14 protein-coding genes are annotated in these 13,772 nt (G+C 72.7%); 8 read left to right on the top strand and 6 right to left on the bottom strand.

What is annotated here, in order from left to right; genetic code table 11:
* Position 1: 1 nt before the first annotated feature.
* The 4 genes from ACZ7LY_RS25425 (at position 2) to ACZ7LY_RS25410 (ending at position 4,328) form a co-directional block, all read left to right on the top strand.
* The gene (locus ACZ7LY_RS25425; RefSeq protein WP_471627010.1) at positions 2-1,141 is read left to right on the top strand and encodes an ABC transporter permease; all 1,140 of its coding nucleotides are present in this window, start codon (positions 2-4) and stop codon (positions 1,139-1,141) included.
* On the top strand, positions 1,141-2,400 hold the full coding sequence (locus ACZ7LY_RS25420; RefSeq protein WP_471627009.1) for an ABC transporter permease: 1,260 nt from the start codon (positions 1,141-1,143) through the stop codon (positions 2,398-2,400). The genes ACZ7LY_RS25425 and ACZ7LY_RS25420 overlap by 1 nt, the downstream gene beginning before the upstream one ends.
* Positions 2,397-2,792, top strand: coding sequence for a cytidine deaminase (locus ACZ7LY_RS25415; RefSeq protein ID WP_471627008.1), 396 nt, complete (start codon positions 2,397-2,399; stop codon positions 2,790-2,792). The genes ACZ7LY_RS25420 and ACZ7LY_RS25415 overlap by 4 nt, the downstream gene beginning before the upstream one ends.
* A 258-nt stretch (positions 2,793-3,050) precedes the next feature.
* Complete coding sequence (locus ACZ7LY_RS25410; RefSeq protein ID WP_471627007.1) at positions 3,051-4,328, top strand: thymidine phosphorylase; 1,278 nt, start codon at positions 3,051-3,053, stop codon at positions 4,326-4,328.
* Positions 4,329-4,749: 421 nt separating this feature from the next.
* Here the strand turns inward: ACZ7LY_RS25410 and ACZ7LY_RS25405 are convergent, their stop codons facing one another.
* Complete coding sequence (locus tag ACZ7LY_RS25405) at positions 4,750-5,691, bottom strand: AEC family transporter (protein ID WP_471627006.1); 942 nt, start codon at positions 5,689-5,691, stop codon at positions 4,750-4,752.
* A 122-nt stretch (positions 5,692-5,813) separates the two neighbouring features.
* Here ACZ7LY_RS25405 and ACZ7LY_RS25400 point away from each other — a divergent pair, with 122 nt between their 5' ends.
* Positions 5,814-6,212 (top strand): STAS domain-containing protein, encoded by a 399-nt coding sequence (locus tag ACZ7LY_RS25400; RefSeq protein WP_471627005.1) that lies wholly within the window; start codon positions 5,814-5,816, stop codon positions 6,210-6,212.
* On the opposite strand, the gene ACZ7LY_RS25395 is transcribed toward ACZ7LY_RS25400, so the two are convergent.
* On the bottom strand, positions 6,120-7,100 hold the full coding sequence (locus ACZ7LY_RS25395) for a sigma-70 family RNA polymerase sigma factor (protein WP_471627004.1): 981 nt from the start codon (positions 7,098-7,100) through the stop codon (positions 6,120-6,122). The two genes, ACZ7LY_RS25400 and ACZ7LY_RS25395, sit on opposite strands and share 93 nt — an antisense overlap.
* Before the next feature lie 239 nt (positions 7,101-7,339).
* Entirely contained in the window at positions 7,340-8,638 is a 1,299-nt protein-coding gene (locus ACZ7LY_RS25390; RefSeq protein WP_471627003.1) for an MFS transporter, read from the bottom strand.
* Between the two features lie 64 nt (positions 8,639-8,702).
* On the opposite strand from ACZ7LY_RS25390, the gene ACZ7LY_RS25385 reads away from it, so the two are divergent.
* Positions 8,703-9,671 carry a LysR family transcriptional regulator gene (locus ACZ7LY_RS25385; protein ID WP_471627002.1) on the top strand — a complete coding sequence of 323 codons (969 nt, stop codon included), beginning with the start codon at positions 8,703-8,705 and terminating at the stop codon, positions 9,669-9,671.
* Between the two features lie 531 nt (positions 9,672-10,202).
* Here ACZ7LY_RS25385 and ACZ7LY_RS25380 read toward each other — a convergent pair.
* Positions 10,203-10,961: an alpha/beta hydrolase gene (locus tag ACZ7LY_RS25380; RefSeq protein ID WP_471627001.1), complete on the bottom strand. Its 759-nt coding sequence runs from the start codon at positions 10,959-10,961 to the stop codon at positions 10,203-10,205.
* 123 nt (positions 10,962-11,084) lie between these two features.
* Here ACZ7LY_RS25380 and ACZ7LY_RS25375 point away from each other — a divergent pair, with 123 nt between their 5' ends.
* A complete protein-coding gene (locus tag ACZ7LY_RS25375) occupies positions 11,085-12,218 on the top strand; it encodes an adenosine deaminase (RefSeq protein WP_471627000.1) in 1,134 nt (377 codons plus the stop codon).
* Positions 12,219-12,451: 233 nt separating this feature from the next.
* The gene (locus tag ACZ7LY_RS25370; protein WP_471626999.1) at positions 12,452-12,790 is read left to right on the top strand and encodes an ATP-binding protein; all 339 of its coding nucleotides are present in this window, start codon (positions 12,452-12,454) and stop codon (positions 12,788-12,790) included.
* An 88-nt stretch (positions 12,791-12,878) separates the two neighbouring features.
* Here the strand turns inward: ACZ7LY_RS25370 and ACZ7LY_RS25365 are convergent, their stop codons facing one another.
* On the bottom strand, positions 12,879-13,079 hold the full coding sequence (locus ACZ7LY_RS25365; protein WP_471626998.1) for a PspC domain-containing protein: 201 nt from the start codon (positions 13,077-13,079) through the stop codon (positions 12,879-12,881).
* Between the two features lie 97 nt (positions 13,080-13,176).
* A complete protein-coding gene (locus ACZ7LY_RS25360; RefSeq protein ID WP_471626997.1) occupies positions 13,177-13,719 on the bottom strand; it encodes a VanZ family protein in 543 nt (180 codons plus the stop codon).
* Positions 13,720-13,772 lie beyond the last annotated feature (53 nt).

The raw sequence follows: 13,772 nt of genomic DNA, 5'->3' as shown, positions 1-13,772 counted from the left end.
CATGAACATCCTCAAGCGCTGGAACTCCGAGCGGGTGCTGCTCGCGCTCGCCGGTCCTGTCATCGCCCTCGTCGTCGCGTTCGCGTTGACCGCGATCGTCCTCGCGGCGTCCGGCGAGAACCCCTTCGAGCCGTTCTCCATCATGTTCGAGCAGGCGACGTTCTCCGACGTCCAGGTGCTCATCATCAATGACGCCGCCGGCCTCTACATCGGCGCGCTCGCGGTCGCCATCGGCTTCCGCATGAACCTCTTCAACATCGGCGTCGAGGGGCAGTACCGGCTCGCCGCGTGCGTCGCCGCCGTCGTCGGCGCCCACATCGCCTTCCCCGCCTTCCTCCAGATCCCGCTGCTCATCCTGTCGGCGGCCGTCACCGGCGCGCTGTGGGCGGGCATCGCCGGTGTCCTCAAGGTGACCCGCGGCGTCAGCGAGGTCGTCTCCACGATCATGCTGAACTCGATCGCGGGCTCCGTCATCGCCTACCTCACTCTTGAGGACGCCTTCGGTGTCGCGGTCGGCAACAACCGCACCACCGGCGTGATGGACAAGGCCGGCTGGTTCCCCGGCATCAACATGGGGGACGCCGTCGGCACGGTCTACGGCTTCGTCGTCGTCGCCGTCGTCCTCGGCCTCGTCTACTGGGTCATGCTCAACCGCACCCGCTTCGGCTTCGACCTGCGGGCCTCCGGCGCCTCCGACACCGCGGCCGCCGCCTCCGGCGTCTCCGCCAAGCGGATGGTCCTCACCGCGATGCTGCTCTCCGGCGCCGTCGCCGGCATGGCGGGCCTGCCGACGCTGCTCGGCTCCACGCACACCTTCTCCGACTCCTTCCCGGCGTCCCTCGGCTTCAACGCCATCACCGTGGCGCTGCTCGGCCGCAACAGCCCGGCCGGCATGGCGCTCGCCTCCCTGCTGCTGTCCTGGCTGTTCAACGCCGCCGACCCGCTCGACCTCCAGGGCTACAGCTCCGAGATCGCCACCATCATGCAGGGCCTGATCGTCATCGCCGTCGTCGTCTCCTACGAGGCGGTACGCGTCTGGGGCACCCGCCGCCAGCAGCAGCGCGTCGGCGCCGAACTCGCCGCGGGGCACGTCCTCGGCACCCCCGACTCCCACGACAAGAAGCAGGAGGTGGCCGCCTGATGAGTACGGCTCCCGTCCTCGACAAGCCCGTCGCCGCCCCGCCCGCGCGGCGCCGGCTCAGCGTCCCCGTCCTGCTGCTGATCGTCGCCGGGCTGCTCTGCCTGGTCTCCGCGGTCCGCCTGATCACCGACGCGAACGGACTGACCTCGGTCAGCCAGATGTCGACCGCCCTGCGCCTCGCCATCCCGATCGGCATGGCCGGCCTCGGCGGCCTGTGGGCCGAGCGCGCCGGCGTCGTCAACATCGGCCTCGAAGGCATGCTCATCCTCGGCACCTGGTTCGGTGCCTGGGCCGGCTACCAGTGGGGCCCCTGGGTCGGCGTCCTCGCCGCCCTGATCGGCGGCGCCCTCGGCGGCCTCGTGCACGCCATCGCCACCGTCACCTTCAACGTCAACCACATCGTCTCCGGTGTGGCCATCAACATCCTCGCGCTCGGCGCCACCCGCTATCTGTCGGTCCTCATGTACGACGGCATGGACGGCGCCACCTCGCGCCAGTCGCCGGCCGTGCCGAGCCTCGGCGAGTTCACCGTGCCCGGCCTCGCCGACGCCCTCGCCGACCTCAACAAGAAGGGCTGGTTCTTCGTCTCCGACATCGCCGGCCTACTCGGCGGCGTCATGACGCGCGTCTCCTGGCTGACGCTGATCGCCGTCCTCCTCGTACCGCTGTCGTGGTGGGTGCTGTGGCGTACGCCGTTCGGGCTGCGGCTGCGCTCCTGCGGCGAGAACCCGGTGGCCGCCGAGTCCCTCGGCGTCAACGTCATCAAGTACAAGTACCTCGCCGTCATGATCTCCGGCGCCCTCGCGGGCCTCGGCGGCGCGTTCCTGTCGATGGTCTCCTCCAACTACTACCTGGAGGGCCAGACCGGCGGCCGCGGCTACATCGGCCTCGCTGCGATGATCTTCGGCAACTGGATGCCGGGCGGACTCGCCCTCGGCGCCGGACTGTTCGGCTACAGCGACACGCTCAAGGTGCGCGGCGGCACGGAGAACACGCACGCGCTGCTGCTCCTCATCGCGATCCTCGCGCTGCTCGCCGTAGCCTGGCTGATCTGGAAGAAGAAGTACGTCGGCGCGGTCGTCACGCTCGCCGTCTCCGTCCTCCTCTTCTTCTGGTACGCCTCCACCGACTCGGTGCCCAGCCAGGTCGCCACCGCCATGCCGTACGTCCTGACCATGCTCGTCCTCGCGCTCTCCGCGCAGCGGCTGCGCATGCCCCGGGCCAACGGCCAGCCCTACCGCAAGGGACAAGGGACATGACCGAGCCCGCCGCCGACTGGGAAGCCCTGCGGGAAGCGGCCCGCGCCGCGATGTCCCGGGCGTACGCGCCGTACTCCGGCTTCCCGGTCGGGGCGGCGGCGCGGGTCGACGACGGGCGGGTCGTCGAGGGCTGCAACGTGGAGAACGCGAGTTACGGGCTCGGTCTGTGCGCCGAGTGCGGGCTCGTCTCGCGGCTCGTGGCGACCGGGGGCGGCCGCCTGACGCACTTCACGTGCGTGGACGGGGCGGGGGAGATCCTCATGCCGTGCGGGCGGTGCCGGCAGCTTCTGTACGAGTTCGGGGGGCCCGGCCTGCTGGTGGAGACCTCGACCGGCGTCCGCCCCCTGTCAGCCCTCCTCCCCGACGCCTTCGGCCCCGCGAACCTGGCTTGAGGCGGTCGCGCCCTCGTCCGCGGGCCAGTGGGGCTTCTCGCGCAGTTCCCCGCGCCCCTGAGGAGCGGGGCTTCGCCCCGGCTCCCCAGGGGAGGAGGTGGCGACGCAGTCGCCCCGACAGGGGCGCGGGGAACTGCGCGCTCAGCCACGACGAGAGTCGAGGATCCCCACCGGCCGGAGCCACCCACCCACCCAGGGGCGCGGGGAACTGCGCGACCAGCCACGACGCAACCGTCAGATGAAAGAGGGGTATGCCCGATGGACGTGATCTCGGTGATCCGCGCGAAGCGCGACCGCACCCGCCTCACAGACGCCCAGATCGACTGGGTGATCGACGCCTACACCAAGGGCGAGGTCGCCGACGAGCAGATGTCCGCCCTGGCCATGGCGATCTTCCTGAACGGAATGGACCGCACCGAGATCGCCCGCTGGACCGCGGCAATGATCAACTCCGGCGACCGCATGGACTTCTCCGTCCTGCCCCGCCCCGCCGCGGACAAGCACTCCACCGGCGGCGTAGGCGACAAGATCACCCTCCCCCTCGCCCCCCTGGTCGCCGCCTGCGGCGCAGCCGTCCCGCAGCTCTCGGGCCGCGGCCTCGGCCACACCGGCGGCACCCTCGACAAGCTGGAGTCCATCCCCGGCTGGCGCGCGGACCTGACGAACGACGAGATGATGCGCGCCCTCGAAGACGTCGGCGCCGTCATCTGCGCCCCGGGCAGCGGCCTCGCCCCCGCCGACAAGAAGCTGTACGCGCTCCGCGACGTCACGGCGACCGTGGAGTGCATCCCGCTGATCGCGTCGTCGATCATGTCGAAGAAGATCGCGGAGGGCACGGGCTCCCTGGTCCTGGACGTGAAGGTCGGCACGGGCGCGTTCATGAAGGACATCGACCAGGCCCGCGAACTGGCCCGCACGATGGTCGGCCTCGGCACCGACCACGGCCTGCCGACGGTCGCCCTGCTCACCGACATGAACACCCCGCTCGGCCTGACCGCGGGCAACGCCCTCGAAGTCCGCGAGTCCGTCGAGGTGTTGGCGGGCGGCGGCCCCGCGGACGTCGTCGAACTGACCCTCGCCCTGGCCCGCGAGATGCTCGACGCGGCCGGCCTGAAGGACGCCGACCCGGCGAAGGCGCTGGCGGACGGCTCCGCGATGGACCACTGGCGGCGCATGATCGCGGCGCAGGGCGGTGACCCGGACGCGGCGCTTCCCGTGGCCCGGGAGACGCAGGTCGTGCCGGCGTCCGCCTCCGGCGTGCTGACCCGCTTGGACGCCCTGTCCGTCGGGCTTGCCGCGTGGCGGCTGGGGGCGGGGCGGGCGCGTAAGGAGGATCCGGTGCAGGCCTCGGCCGGGGTCGAGTTGCACGCCAAGCCCGGCGACACGGTGATCGAGGGGCAGCCGCTGCTCACCCTCCACACGGATGTCCCTGGCCGGTTCCCTTACGCGGAAGAGGCTCTGGCCGGCGCCTGGGACATCGCCCCCGAAGGAACTCCCTTCACGCCAACGCCGTTGATCCACACCCGCATCGCCTGACCTGTCCCTTGCGGTTGTCGACCGCCCGCGCCCCGGTGGCACGTCTCGCGCAGTTCCCCGCGCCCCTGTCGGGGCTCGACCGTGCGTGGTTGTCTGCGGCCCGGTGGGGGCTGGTCGCGCAGTTCCCCGCGCCCCTATCGGGGCACGACCGTGCGTGGTCACCTGCGGCCCGGTGGGGGCTGGTCGCGCAGTTCCCCGCGCCCCTGGAGGGGCGACTGCGTCGCCACCTCCCCCCAGGGGAAGCTGCACGCAGTGCGTGCTTCAGGGGCGCGGGGAACTGCGCGAGAAGTCCCACCGGCCGTCAGCCGACCGACAACCCAGGGGCGCGGGGAACTGCGCAAAGGCCCGCAACCCAGCCGCGCCCACCCAAAAAACAGGCCCCCACCCCGCCCCCGTCGGCAAAACGCCCCGCACCCAAAAATCACCCTGAACCCAAAACACCCGCCACCCCAAAAAGCACCGGCACCGAGACCACCGTAGAGAGCAAGATCGCCTCCCGGGCCAACCGCTCCCCGACCCCGTACCGACTCGCGTACGTATAGAGGTTCTGCGCGGCGGGAAGCGCCGACGTCACTACGACATCCAGCAGCCGATCCCCCCGCAGCCCGAACACGAACACCCCGAGCGCCCACGCCACCCCCGGCTGCCCCAGAGACTTCAACGCCGTCGACAACAGCACCGGCCCCCGGTCCGCCCCGCGCCCACCCGGCCAGGAACTCCCGCGCAGCGATATCCCGAACGCGATGAGGATCGTCGGCACCGACATCCCCGCGATCAGCTCCAGCGGGTCGAGAACGGGCCCCGGCACCTTCCATCCCGCCGCCGACACGAGCACCCCGCACAGCGCCCCGACCGCGATCGGGTTCCGCAACGGCGTCAGCACCCGCCGCGCCCACGACTGCCGCACCCCCGCAGCCCCCGCCGCCTCCGCCACGTCGAGGACCGTCAACGCCGCCGGCGTCACCACCAGTTGCTGGAACAGCAGCACTGGCGCCACCAGCGAGGCATCGCCGAGCACGTACACGGCGATGGGGATGCCGAGATTCCCCGAGTTCACGTACGAGGAGCACAGCGCCCCGATGACCGTGCGGCCCACGCCCCAGCGCCGGACCACCGCGACCGTCACGAACACCCCGGCGACGGCGACCGTGGACAGCGCCGTCACGAGCAGGCTCGGCGACAGGATCACCGCGAGGTCCGCCTTGGCCAGCATCGTGAACAGCAGCGCCGGGGTCGTCACATGGAACGCCAGCCGGGTCAGGACCTCCCGCCCGCCCTCGCCGAGCAGCCCGCGCCGCCCGATGAGGTAGCCGACCGCGATGACGACGGCGATGACCGCGAACCCGTTGAGTACCCCTTGCACGGGCCCCACCATCGACCGGCGCGGAACCGCAGGTCAACGGTTGATCACCGGAGGTGACCCAGCCCACGCCGGGTAGCCGTCCGGCACCGATGAGTTCCGGCGGGACGACGGGTCCTTCCTACGTGGCTGCTTCCCTCTCTCCTCCTGTCGTGGTCGTCGCCGGACCCGTACGGCCCGGCGACGCGCCCGGGTTGTGCGACCGCGTCCGTGCCGCCCAGCGCGACGGGCCCGTCGTGGTCTGCGACGTGTCCGCGGTGACCTCCGCTGACCTGCCGACCCTCGACGCGCTCGCCCGTATGCAGCTCGCCGCCCGCCGGGCGGGCGGACGGATCAGGCTGCGCGACCCGTCCGCGAGGCTCGCCCTGCTGATCCGGCTCGCCGGGCTCGACGGCGTGCTGGAGACGGAGGGCCCGGGCGGGCCGGCGGGCTCAGGCGTCGAGGTGCTCGGGGACGCCGAACAGCGGGAACCACCGCTGGCTGAGGTCCAGGAAGCAGTGGAATCCGGCGATCCGGCCCTCTGAGATCTCCAGGACCTGGATGGCCCACGGCTTGTACCCGCCGTTGTCCGGGTCGGGCTTGTAGTGGGCGAACGCCGGCGTCCCGTTGGCCGAGACCGGCAGCAGCCGGGAGTTCTCGCACTCGTGGCCGAGCGTGAGCATGAACCCGGTGATGTCCTCCGTGCCGCGCAGCCAGAGGTCGAACGGCGGCATCGTCATGACCGCGTCCTCGGCGAGCAGCTCGGTCAGGGCCTTCATGTCGTAGCCCTCGAACGCCTTGACGTAGCGGTCCAGGAGCTTCTGCTGCTCCTCGTCGAGCGGGTCGGCGGTCGCGGAGTCGGCGGGCGGCGCGTCCGCGAGGGTGGCCCGGGCCCGCTGGAGCGCCGAGTTGACCGAGGCGACGGTCGTGTCGAGCAGTTCGGCGACCTCGCTGGCCTTCCAGGCGAGCACTTCGCGCAGGATCAGCACGGCGCGCTGCTTCGAGGGCAGTTGCTGGAGGGCCGCGACGAACGCGAGGCGCACCGACTCGCGCGCCACCGCCGCCTCGGCCGGGTCGTGCACGGTCGGCAGTACGCGGGCGTCGGGCATCGGCTCCAACCACACGTTGTCAGGGCGGGGGTTGAGGGCGGCCTGGGCCAGCGGGGCCGCCGCGGTCAGGTCCATCGGGCGCGCCCTCTTGTTCCCCGCGTTCAGCGAATCCAGGCAGACGTTCGTCGCGATGCGGTACAGCCAGGAACGCAGGCTGGAGCGGCCCTCGAACTTGTCGAAGCTGCGCCATGCGCGGACCATCGTGTCCTGTACGGCGTCCTCGGCCTCGAAGGCGCTGCCCAGCATCCGGTAGCAGTAGCCGGTCAGCTCGACCCGGTACTTCTCCAGGTCTTCGAGTCCGGCTTTCGTCGCGGTGTCGCTCATTGTCCAACGCCCCCATCGCGGCCTGTGAGTCCCAGCACCTCGAAAGCTACCGCAGCCCACTGACAACGTCCCCCGGACCAGCGAAACCCCCAGGTGGGAAGCTGCGCGCAGCGCATGCTTCAGGGGCGCGGGGAACTGCGCGAGAAGCCCCACCGGCCGGAAGATGATCGACTCCCCAGGGGCGCGGGGAACTGCGCGAGGCGGTCACTGCAACGGGCCCGCGCCAAGAGACAGGGACGTCAGCCGCGCGCCGCCGCCATACCCGCCGCCCGCGCGGAGCGCCCCGCCAGCGTCCCCCACACCGTCAGCCCCACGACCCCGAACACCGCCACGAACCCGAGCCCGACGGTCCCGCCCCACCCCGCCGCGTGGAACGCCACCGCGCCCACGGCCGACCCCACGCTGGAGCCGATGTAATAGGCCGACTGATACAGCGCCGACGCCTGCGCGCGCCCGCGCGTAGCGGTGTGGCTGACGGACGACGAAGCCGTCGCGTGTCCCGCGAAGAACCCCGCCGTGATCAGCATCAGCCCCGCGAGCATCACCAGCAGGTGCGGTACGAGGACCAGGACGAGCCCCGCGCCGGTCGTACCGGCCGCCAGATAGAGCGTGCCGCGCCGCCCGAGCCGCCCCACGAGCCGCCCGGCCGCCGCCGAGGAGACCGTGCCGACGAGGTAGACGAGGAAGATCGAGCCGACGATGCCCTGCGGCAGCGAGAAGGGCGCGGCGGTGAGCCGGTATCCGATCACGGTGTAGACCGCGCCGAAGACCATCATGAACAGCGCCCCGATGACGTACAGGCGGCGCAGCAGCGGGTTGCCGAGATGGTCGGCGACGGTCCTGGCCAGCGCGCGCGGGCGCAGCGACCCCGGCGTGAAGTGGCGCGGCGCCGGCAGCAGCAGCCGAAAGGCGACCGCGCAGGCGACGGCGATGACACCGATGACGCCGACCGCGACCCGCCAGCCCCACGCCTGCGCGAGCCAGCCGCCGATGACGCGCCCGCTCATCCCGCCGATGGAGTTCCCGGCGACGAACAGGCCGATGGCCGCGACCAGCGCCTTGGGCCGTACCTCCTCCGCCAGGTACGCCATCGCGGAGGCGGGCAGTCCGGCGAGCGCCGCGCCCTGGAGCGCGCGCAGCGCGATGAGCACGCCGAGCGACGGCGCGAACGGCACGAGCAGCCCGAGGGTGACGGCGACGGTGAGGGAGCCGGTCATCACCGCGCGGCGCCCGAACCGCTCCGAGAGCGCGCTCAGCGGCAGCACGCACAGCGCCAGCGCGAACGTGGCGCCCGAGACGGTCCAGCTCGCGGAGCTGGCGCTCGCCCCGAAGTCCGCCGAGACCAACGGCAGCAGCGCCTGCGTCGAGTACAGCAGCGCGAAGGTGGCGACGCCCGCGAGGAAGAGGGCGAGGCTCATGCGCCGGTAGCCGGGTCCGCCCGGTGCCATGCGCGCGTCGGCGGGGGAGGGGCCCCCGGGGACAGCGGAGGCGGTGGGGCGGGGAGCGGCGGCGGACGTCCGGCTGCTGACGGGAGACATGCCCTCGAACGTAGGACGGGCCGCTTTCATGCGTCCAATGCATGAACCGTCCATAATCGTTCCCATGCCGCATGATCCCAGGTCACGGCCGCGTCTGACGCCGCTCGGTGACACAGAAGACATGGTCGCCCTGCTCGCGCCCCGGCTCGTGCAGTTCGCGGCCGTCGCCCGCGCCGAGCACGTGACGCGGGCCGCGCAGGAGCTGGACGTACCGCAGTCCACGCTGTCGCGCGCGATGGTCCGCCTGGAGCGGGACCTCGGCGTCGACCTCTTCGCCCGCCACGGCCGTACCGTCTCCCTCACCCCCGCGGGCCGCACCTTCCTCACGTCGGCCGAGCGGGCGCTCGGCGAGGTCGGCAAGGCGGCCGAGTCGGTGCGCGCGGACGCCGACCCGGCCTCCGGCAAGGTCGCCTTCGGCTTCCTGCACACCATGGGCACCGAGACCGTACCCGGCCTGATCAGGGCCTTCCGCGCCGACCATCCCCGCATCAGGTTCAGCCTCGTACAGAACTACGGGGAGGCCATGCTGGAGCGGCTGCGGGCCGGGGAGCTCGATCTGTGTCTGACCTCGCCGGTGCCGGACGAGCCGGGGCTCGTGGCGCGGCGCCTGGACGAGCAGCGGCTGCGGCTCGTGGTGCCGGAGGACCACCGCCTCGCCGCCCGCAAGCGCATCCGGCTCGCGGAGACCGCCGACGAGGTCTTCGTGACGCTGGAGCCCGGTTACGGGCTGCGCCGGATCTTCGACGACCTGTGCGCCGAGGCGGGGTTCCGGCCCCGGGTGGCGTTCGAGGGGGAGGAGGCGGAGACGCTGCGCGGGCTCGTCGCGGCGGGCCTCGGCCTCGCGTTGCTGCCGCCGCCCGCCGTGCCCCGCCCCGGCGTCGTCGAACTCGCCGTCACCGGGCAGCGCGCGGTCCGCGAGATCGGCGTGGCCTGGCTGGACGGGCATCCGGACACGCCCCCGGTCGCCGCGTTCAAGAAGTTCCTGCTCTCCCGCCGGGGCCGCCTCCTGCCCGAACAGGCCCACCCCGGGTGACTCCCGCCCCCGGCCCGCCTGCCGGACCCCGGCAACGCGCGCGTGTGGCTCGTGCCGGGGCAGCGCCCTTGTGGCCCGCCCCGCCCCCGGCGGACAGTGGCGGGGCCCGGAACAGGGGCAGGTGAGGCACGGGGGAGGCGCGGCACGCATGGCACGCGAGAGGCGCACGGGCGACGAGGGACACCACGGCCGTACGGGTCCGAAGGCACCGGCGACGGCATCCGGCGGGGCGGCCCGGCTGCCGGCCGACACCTCCCCGGGATCGGCGTGGGACCAGACCCGGCGGCTCCAGCGGGCCGCGCGCGGCTTCGGCCGGGCGGGGCGCGCTCGCGCCGCTGCCGCTGCCGCTGCCGCCGGCCGTGCGCCGCGTACGCCAACTCCTCGTCGGTGACCCGCCGTTCAGCCCGCCGCGCCGGGGCGAGCGGACCGTCGTCATCGAGTGCGCGGACGGCGAGGAGACCGTCCTCGTCCTGACCGGCAAGAAGGGCGCCCCGCACGTCCTCGGTGCCCTCACCGCAGCCTCCGGCGCCCCTACGCCCGCAGCGACTGACCGAACCCGGCCGCCAGCGGCATCCGCAGCCCGATCGGCGGCGGCGCGGCGAACGCGTCCCGCAGCGGACGGGACACCGGATGCCCGAACAGCGCACCGCGCGTGAAGTCGACAGCCAGCGCCGCGACTTCGGACCGGTGCTGATGCAGGCCGTGCCCGTCGGAGTGCACCTCGAAGCGGCACACCTCGCGGTTGGACTTCTTCGCCCGCTCCGCGAGCCGGAACGACAACTCCGGGTCGGTGCGCCGGTCGTCGGTGCCGTGCACGATCAGCACCTGCCTGCCCGCGAGCTGTCGCACCGGCTCGGGCGGCGCCGCCACATCGTCCTCGGGCAGCCAAGGCGCCAGCGCAAGCACCGAGTTGACCGCCTCGTGGCCCGCCGCGCGCAGGGCCGCCCGTCCGCCCATGCCGACGCCCGCCAGACACACCGGCACGTCCCCGTAACGCCGTACGATCTCGTCGGCGGCCCACTCGGCGTCCCGCGCGTGCTCGGCCTGCGCCCCGTTCCAGCCGCGCACGCGGTAGCGCACGACATGGACGACCAGGCCGTCGTCCCGCCCCGCGCGCGTCAGGCGGCGCGCGAGGGAACGTACGGCCGGCGGGGGCAGGGGCGACGGTCTGCGGGTGGACGTCTCCTCGCCCCCGGGCAGCAGCAGCACCACGCCGCTCACCGCCCCCACCGCCGGGCCGGCCGCCTTCCCGAGCCTGGCCTCACGGGCCGGCGTCGCTTGCTGCTGCATGACAGAACAGTGTCAGAAGCCCCCGTGTACGCGACCCGTACGCCGGGTCACTGTTACGTATCGACGGAAACCGAACTCCGGGGAACCGGTGCGATCTACGCGCGTAGGCGTTAGGGTGCGGCAATGACGAGCCAGACCACCGCGCACCCCGACGCACCCCGCATCCCCACGCCGGACCAGATCCGCCGCGCCCCCAAGGTGCTGCTCCACGACCACCTCGACGGCGGGCTGCGCCCCGGCACCGTCGTGGACCTCGCCCGCGAGGTCGGGTACGAGAACCTGCCGGAGACCGACGCCGACAAGCTCGGCGTCTGGTTCCGCGAGGCCGCCGACTCCGGCTCCCTGGAGCGCTACCTGGAGACGTTCGCCCACACCTGCGCCGTCATGCAGACCAAGGAGGCCCTGTTCCGGGTCGCCGCCGAGTGCGCCGAGGACCTCGCCGAGGACGGCGTCGTCTACGCCGAGATCCGCTACGCGCCCGAGCAGCACCTGGAGCGCGGCCTGACCCTCGAAGAGGTCGTCGAGGCCGTCAACGAGGGCTTCCGCGAGGGCGAGCGCCGCGCCAAGGCGGCCGGCCACCGCATCCGCGTCGGCGCCCTGCTCACCGCCATGCGGCACGCGGCCCGCGCCCTGGAGATCGCCGAACTCGCCAACCGCTACCGCGACCTCGGCGTCGTCGGCTTCGACATCGCGGGCGCCGAGGCGGGCTACCCTCCCACCCGCCACCTCGACGCCTTCGAGTACCTCAAGCGCGAGAACAACCACTTCACGATCCACGCCGGTGAGGCGTTCGGCCTGCCGTCCATCTGGCAGGCGCTCCAGTGGTGCGGCGCCGACCGGCTCGGGCACGGCGTGCGCATCATCGACGACATCAAGGTCGAGGACGACGGCACGGTCCAGCTCGGCCGCCTCGCCTCCTACGTCCGCGACAAGCGCGTCCCGCTGGAGATGTGCCCGTCCTCCAACCTCCAGACCGGCGCCGCGACCTCCCTCGCCGACCACCCCATCGGGCTCCTGCGCGAGCTGCGGTTCCGGATCACCGTCAACACCGACAACCGCCTGATGTCGGGCACGTCGATGAGCCGCGAGTTCGGCCTGCTCTGCGAGACCTTCGGCTACAGCCTCACCGACCTGGAGTGGTTCACGGTCAACGCGCTGAAGTCGGCGTTCATCCCCTTCGACGAGCGCCTCGCCATGATCAACGACGTGGTGAAGCCGCGCTACGCCGAACTCCGCTCGGAGTGGCTGTTCCGTTAGACCTCTCCTCCGGGCCCGCCTTTCGGTCGGCCCGGTCAACATGGGGTTGACGAAGATCGTTGTCCGTCGATCCCGCGCGACCGGGCCCTCCCACCGCTGTGACCTGCGACGCAGTACCCCGGGGGCGGTCCGGCGCTGAGGGCCGGGCGGGGGAGGGACAGTAACTCCGTGGCGATACGCGGTGTTGGCCCAGGTCGGAACACCATCGCCAAGGAAACAGGAACAAGGGACCCATGAAGCAGTCTGCTGCCAAGACCCTCGGTGTCGTCGCCCTCGGCGCCGCCTTCGCCGCCGCCGGTGCCGGTGCCGCGAACGCCGCCGCCCCGGCCGCCCCCGACGCCGCCGGCGCCCTCGGCTCCGTGACCTCGGCCGTCCCGCTGGAGCAGGCCGCGAGCGCCCTGCCCGCCGGTGGCCCGCAGGCCGTGGGCGCCGCGAGCAACGCCGTGTCCAACGGCCTGAACGCCGCCCAGCCGGTCGTCCAGAAGGTCACCGAGGGCGGCAACCCGGTCGGCGGCCTCCTCGGCGGCCTGCCCACCCAGGGCCTGCCGACCCAGGGCCTGCCGCTGGGCTGACCCGCCCGGAGCAACGCCGAAGGGGCGCACCCGCGAGCAGCGGGTGCGCCCCTTCGGCGTACAGCGGGAGCCTGCGGGACAGACCGGGTCACCAGGAGGAGCCGGCCTTGCTCTCGCTCGGCAGCAGCACCCACAGGGCCAGGTACAGCAGGAACTGCGGGCCCGGCAGCAGACACGAGACGAGGAAGATCACGCGCATCGTGGCCGCGGAGGTGCCGAAGCGCCGGGCCAGCGCGGCGCAGACTCCGCCGAGCATACGTCCGGAGGTGGGGCGGGCAAGGGCGGTCATGGTGGGCTCCTTCGGCGAACCGTCAGTGGTCGGTGCCGGGGACGCGATGTCCCCGATGTCTACGACCCTACGGAGACGAAGCGGGCGAAACGTCAGCTCACGGGGCCATGCCGACCCTGGGAATCGTCGGGGTCGGACCCTGAGCGGGCTCCTGCTGAGGCAGGGGGAGCGGCTTGTACCTGCGGCGGATCCGGGCCCGCGCCGCCGGGACCACCGCCACGTGCGCGAGCGCCACACCGACCGTGTTGAGCAGCAGCGAGTCCACGTCCACGACCTGACCGGGCACCCCGGTCTGCAACAGTTCGATGCCGAGCGAGATCAGCGCGCCCGCCGCGACCGTCCGCAGCAGCGACCCCCACGGCGACACGGCGACGCGGCCCCCGGCCAGCGGCAGCAGCACCCCCAGCGGCGCCAGCAGCCCGAGCCCCTCGGCGATCCGCTTGCCGCCCTGCACCCAGCCCAGCGCCAGATCGGCGCGGATACCGGCCAGCGGACGCAGATTCGCCGCGCTCACCCAGGGGACGTCCAGCGGGCGCAGCGTGATCCAGGCGACGAGCAGGAGATGGACGGCGAGAAGGGCGAGCCCTGCCGTACGGAAGCGGACGGCGGCCCCGTGGCCGCCCGAGCTGTGGCGCTGCACTCCCCCCTAGACGCGGCGTGCGGCGGGATCGGTTCCGCCGCGCCCCCGATGAC

The organism is Streptomyces sp. NPDC107550 (assembly GCF_055639095.1).
This window is presented reverse-complemented; position numbering and strand designations above follow the sequence as displayed.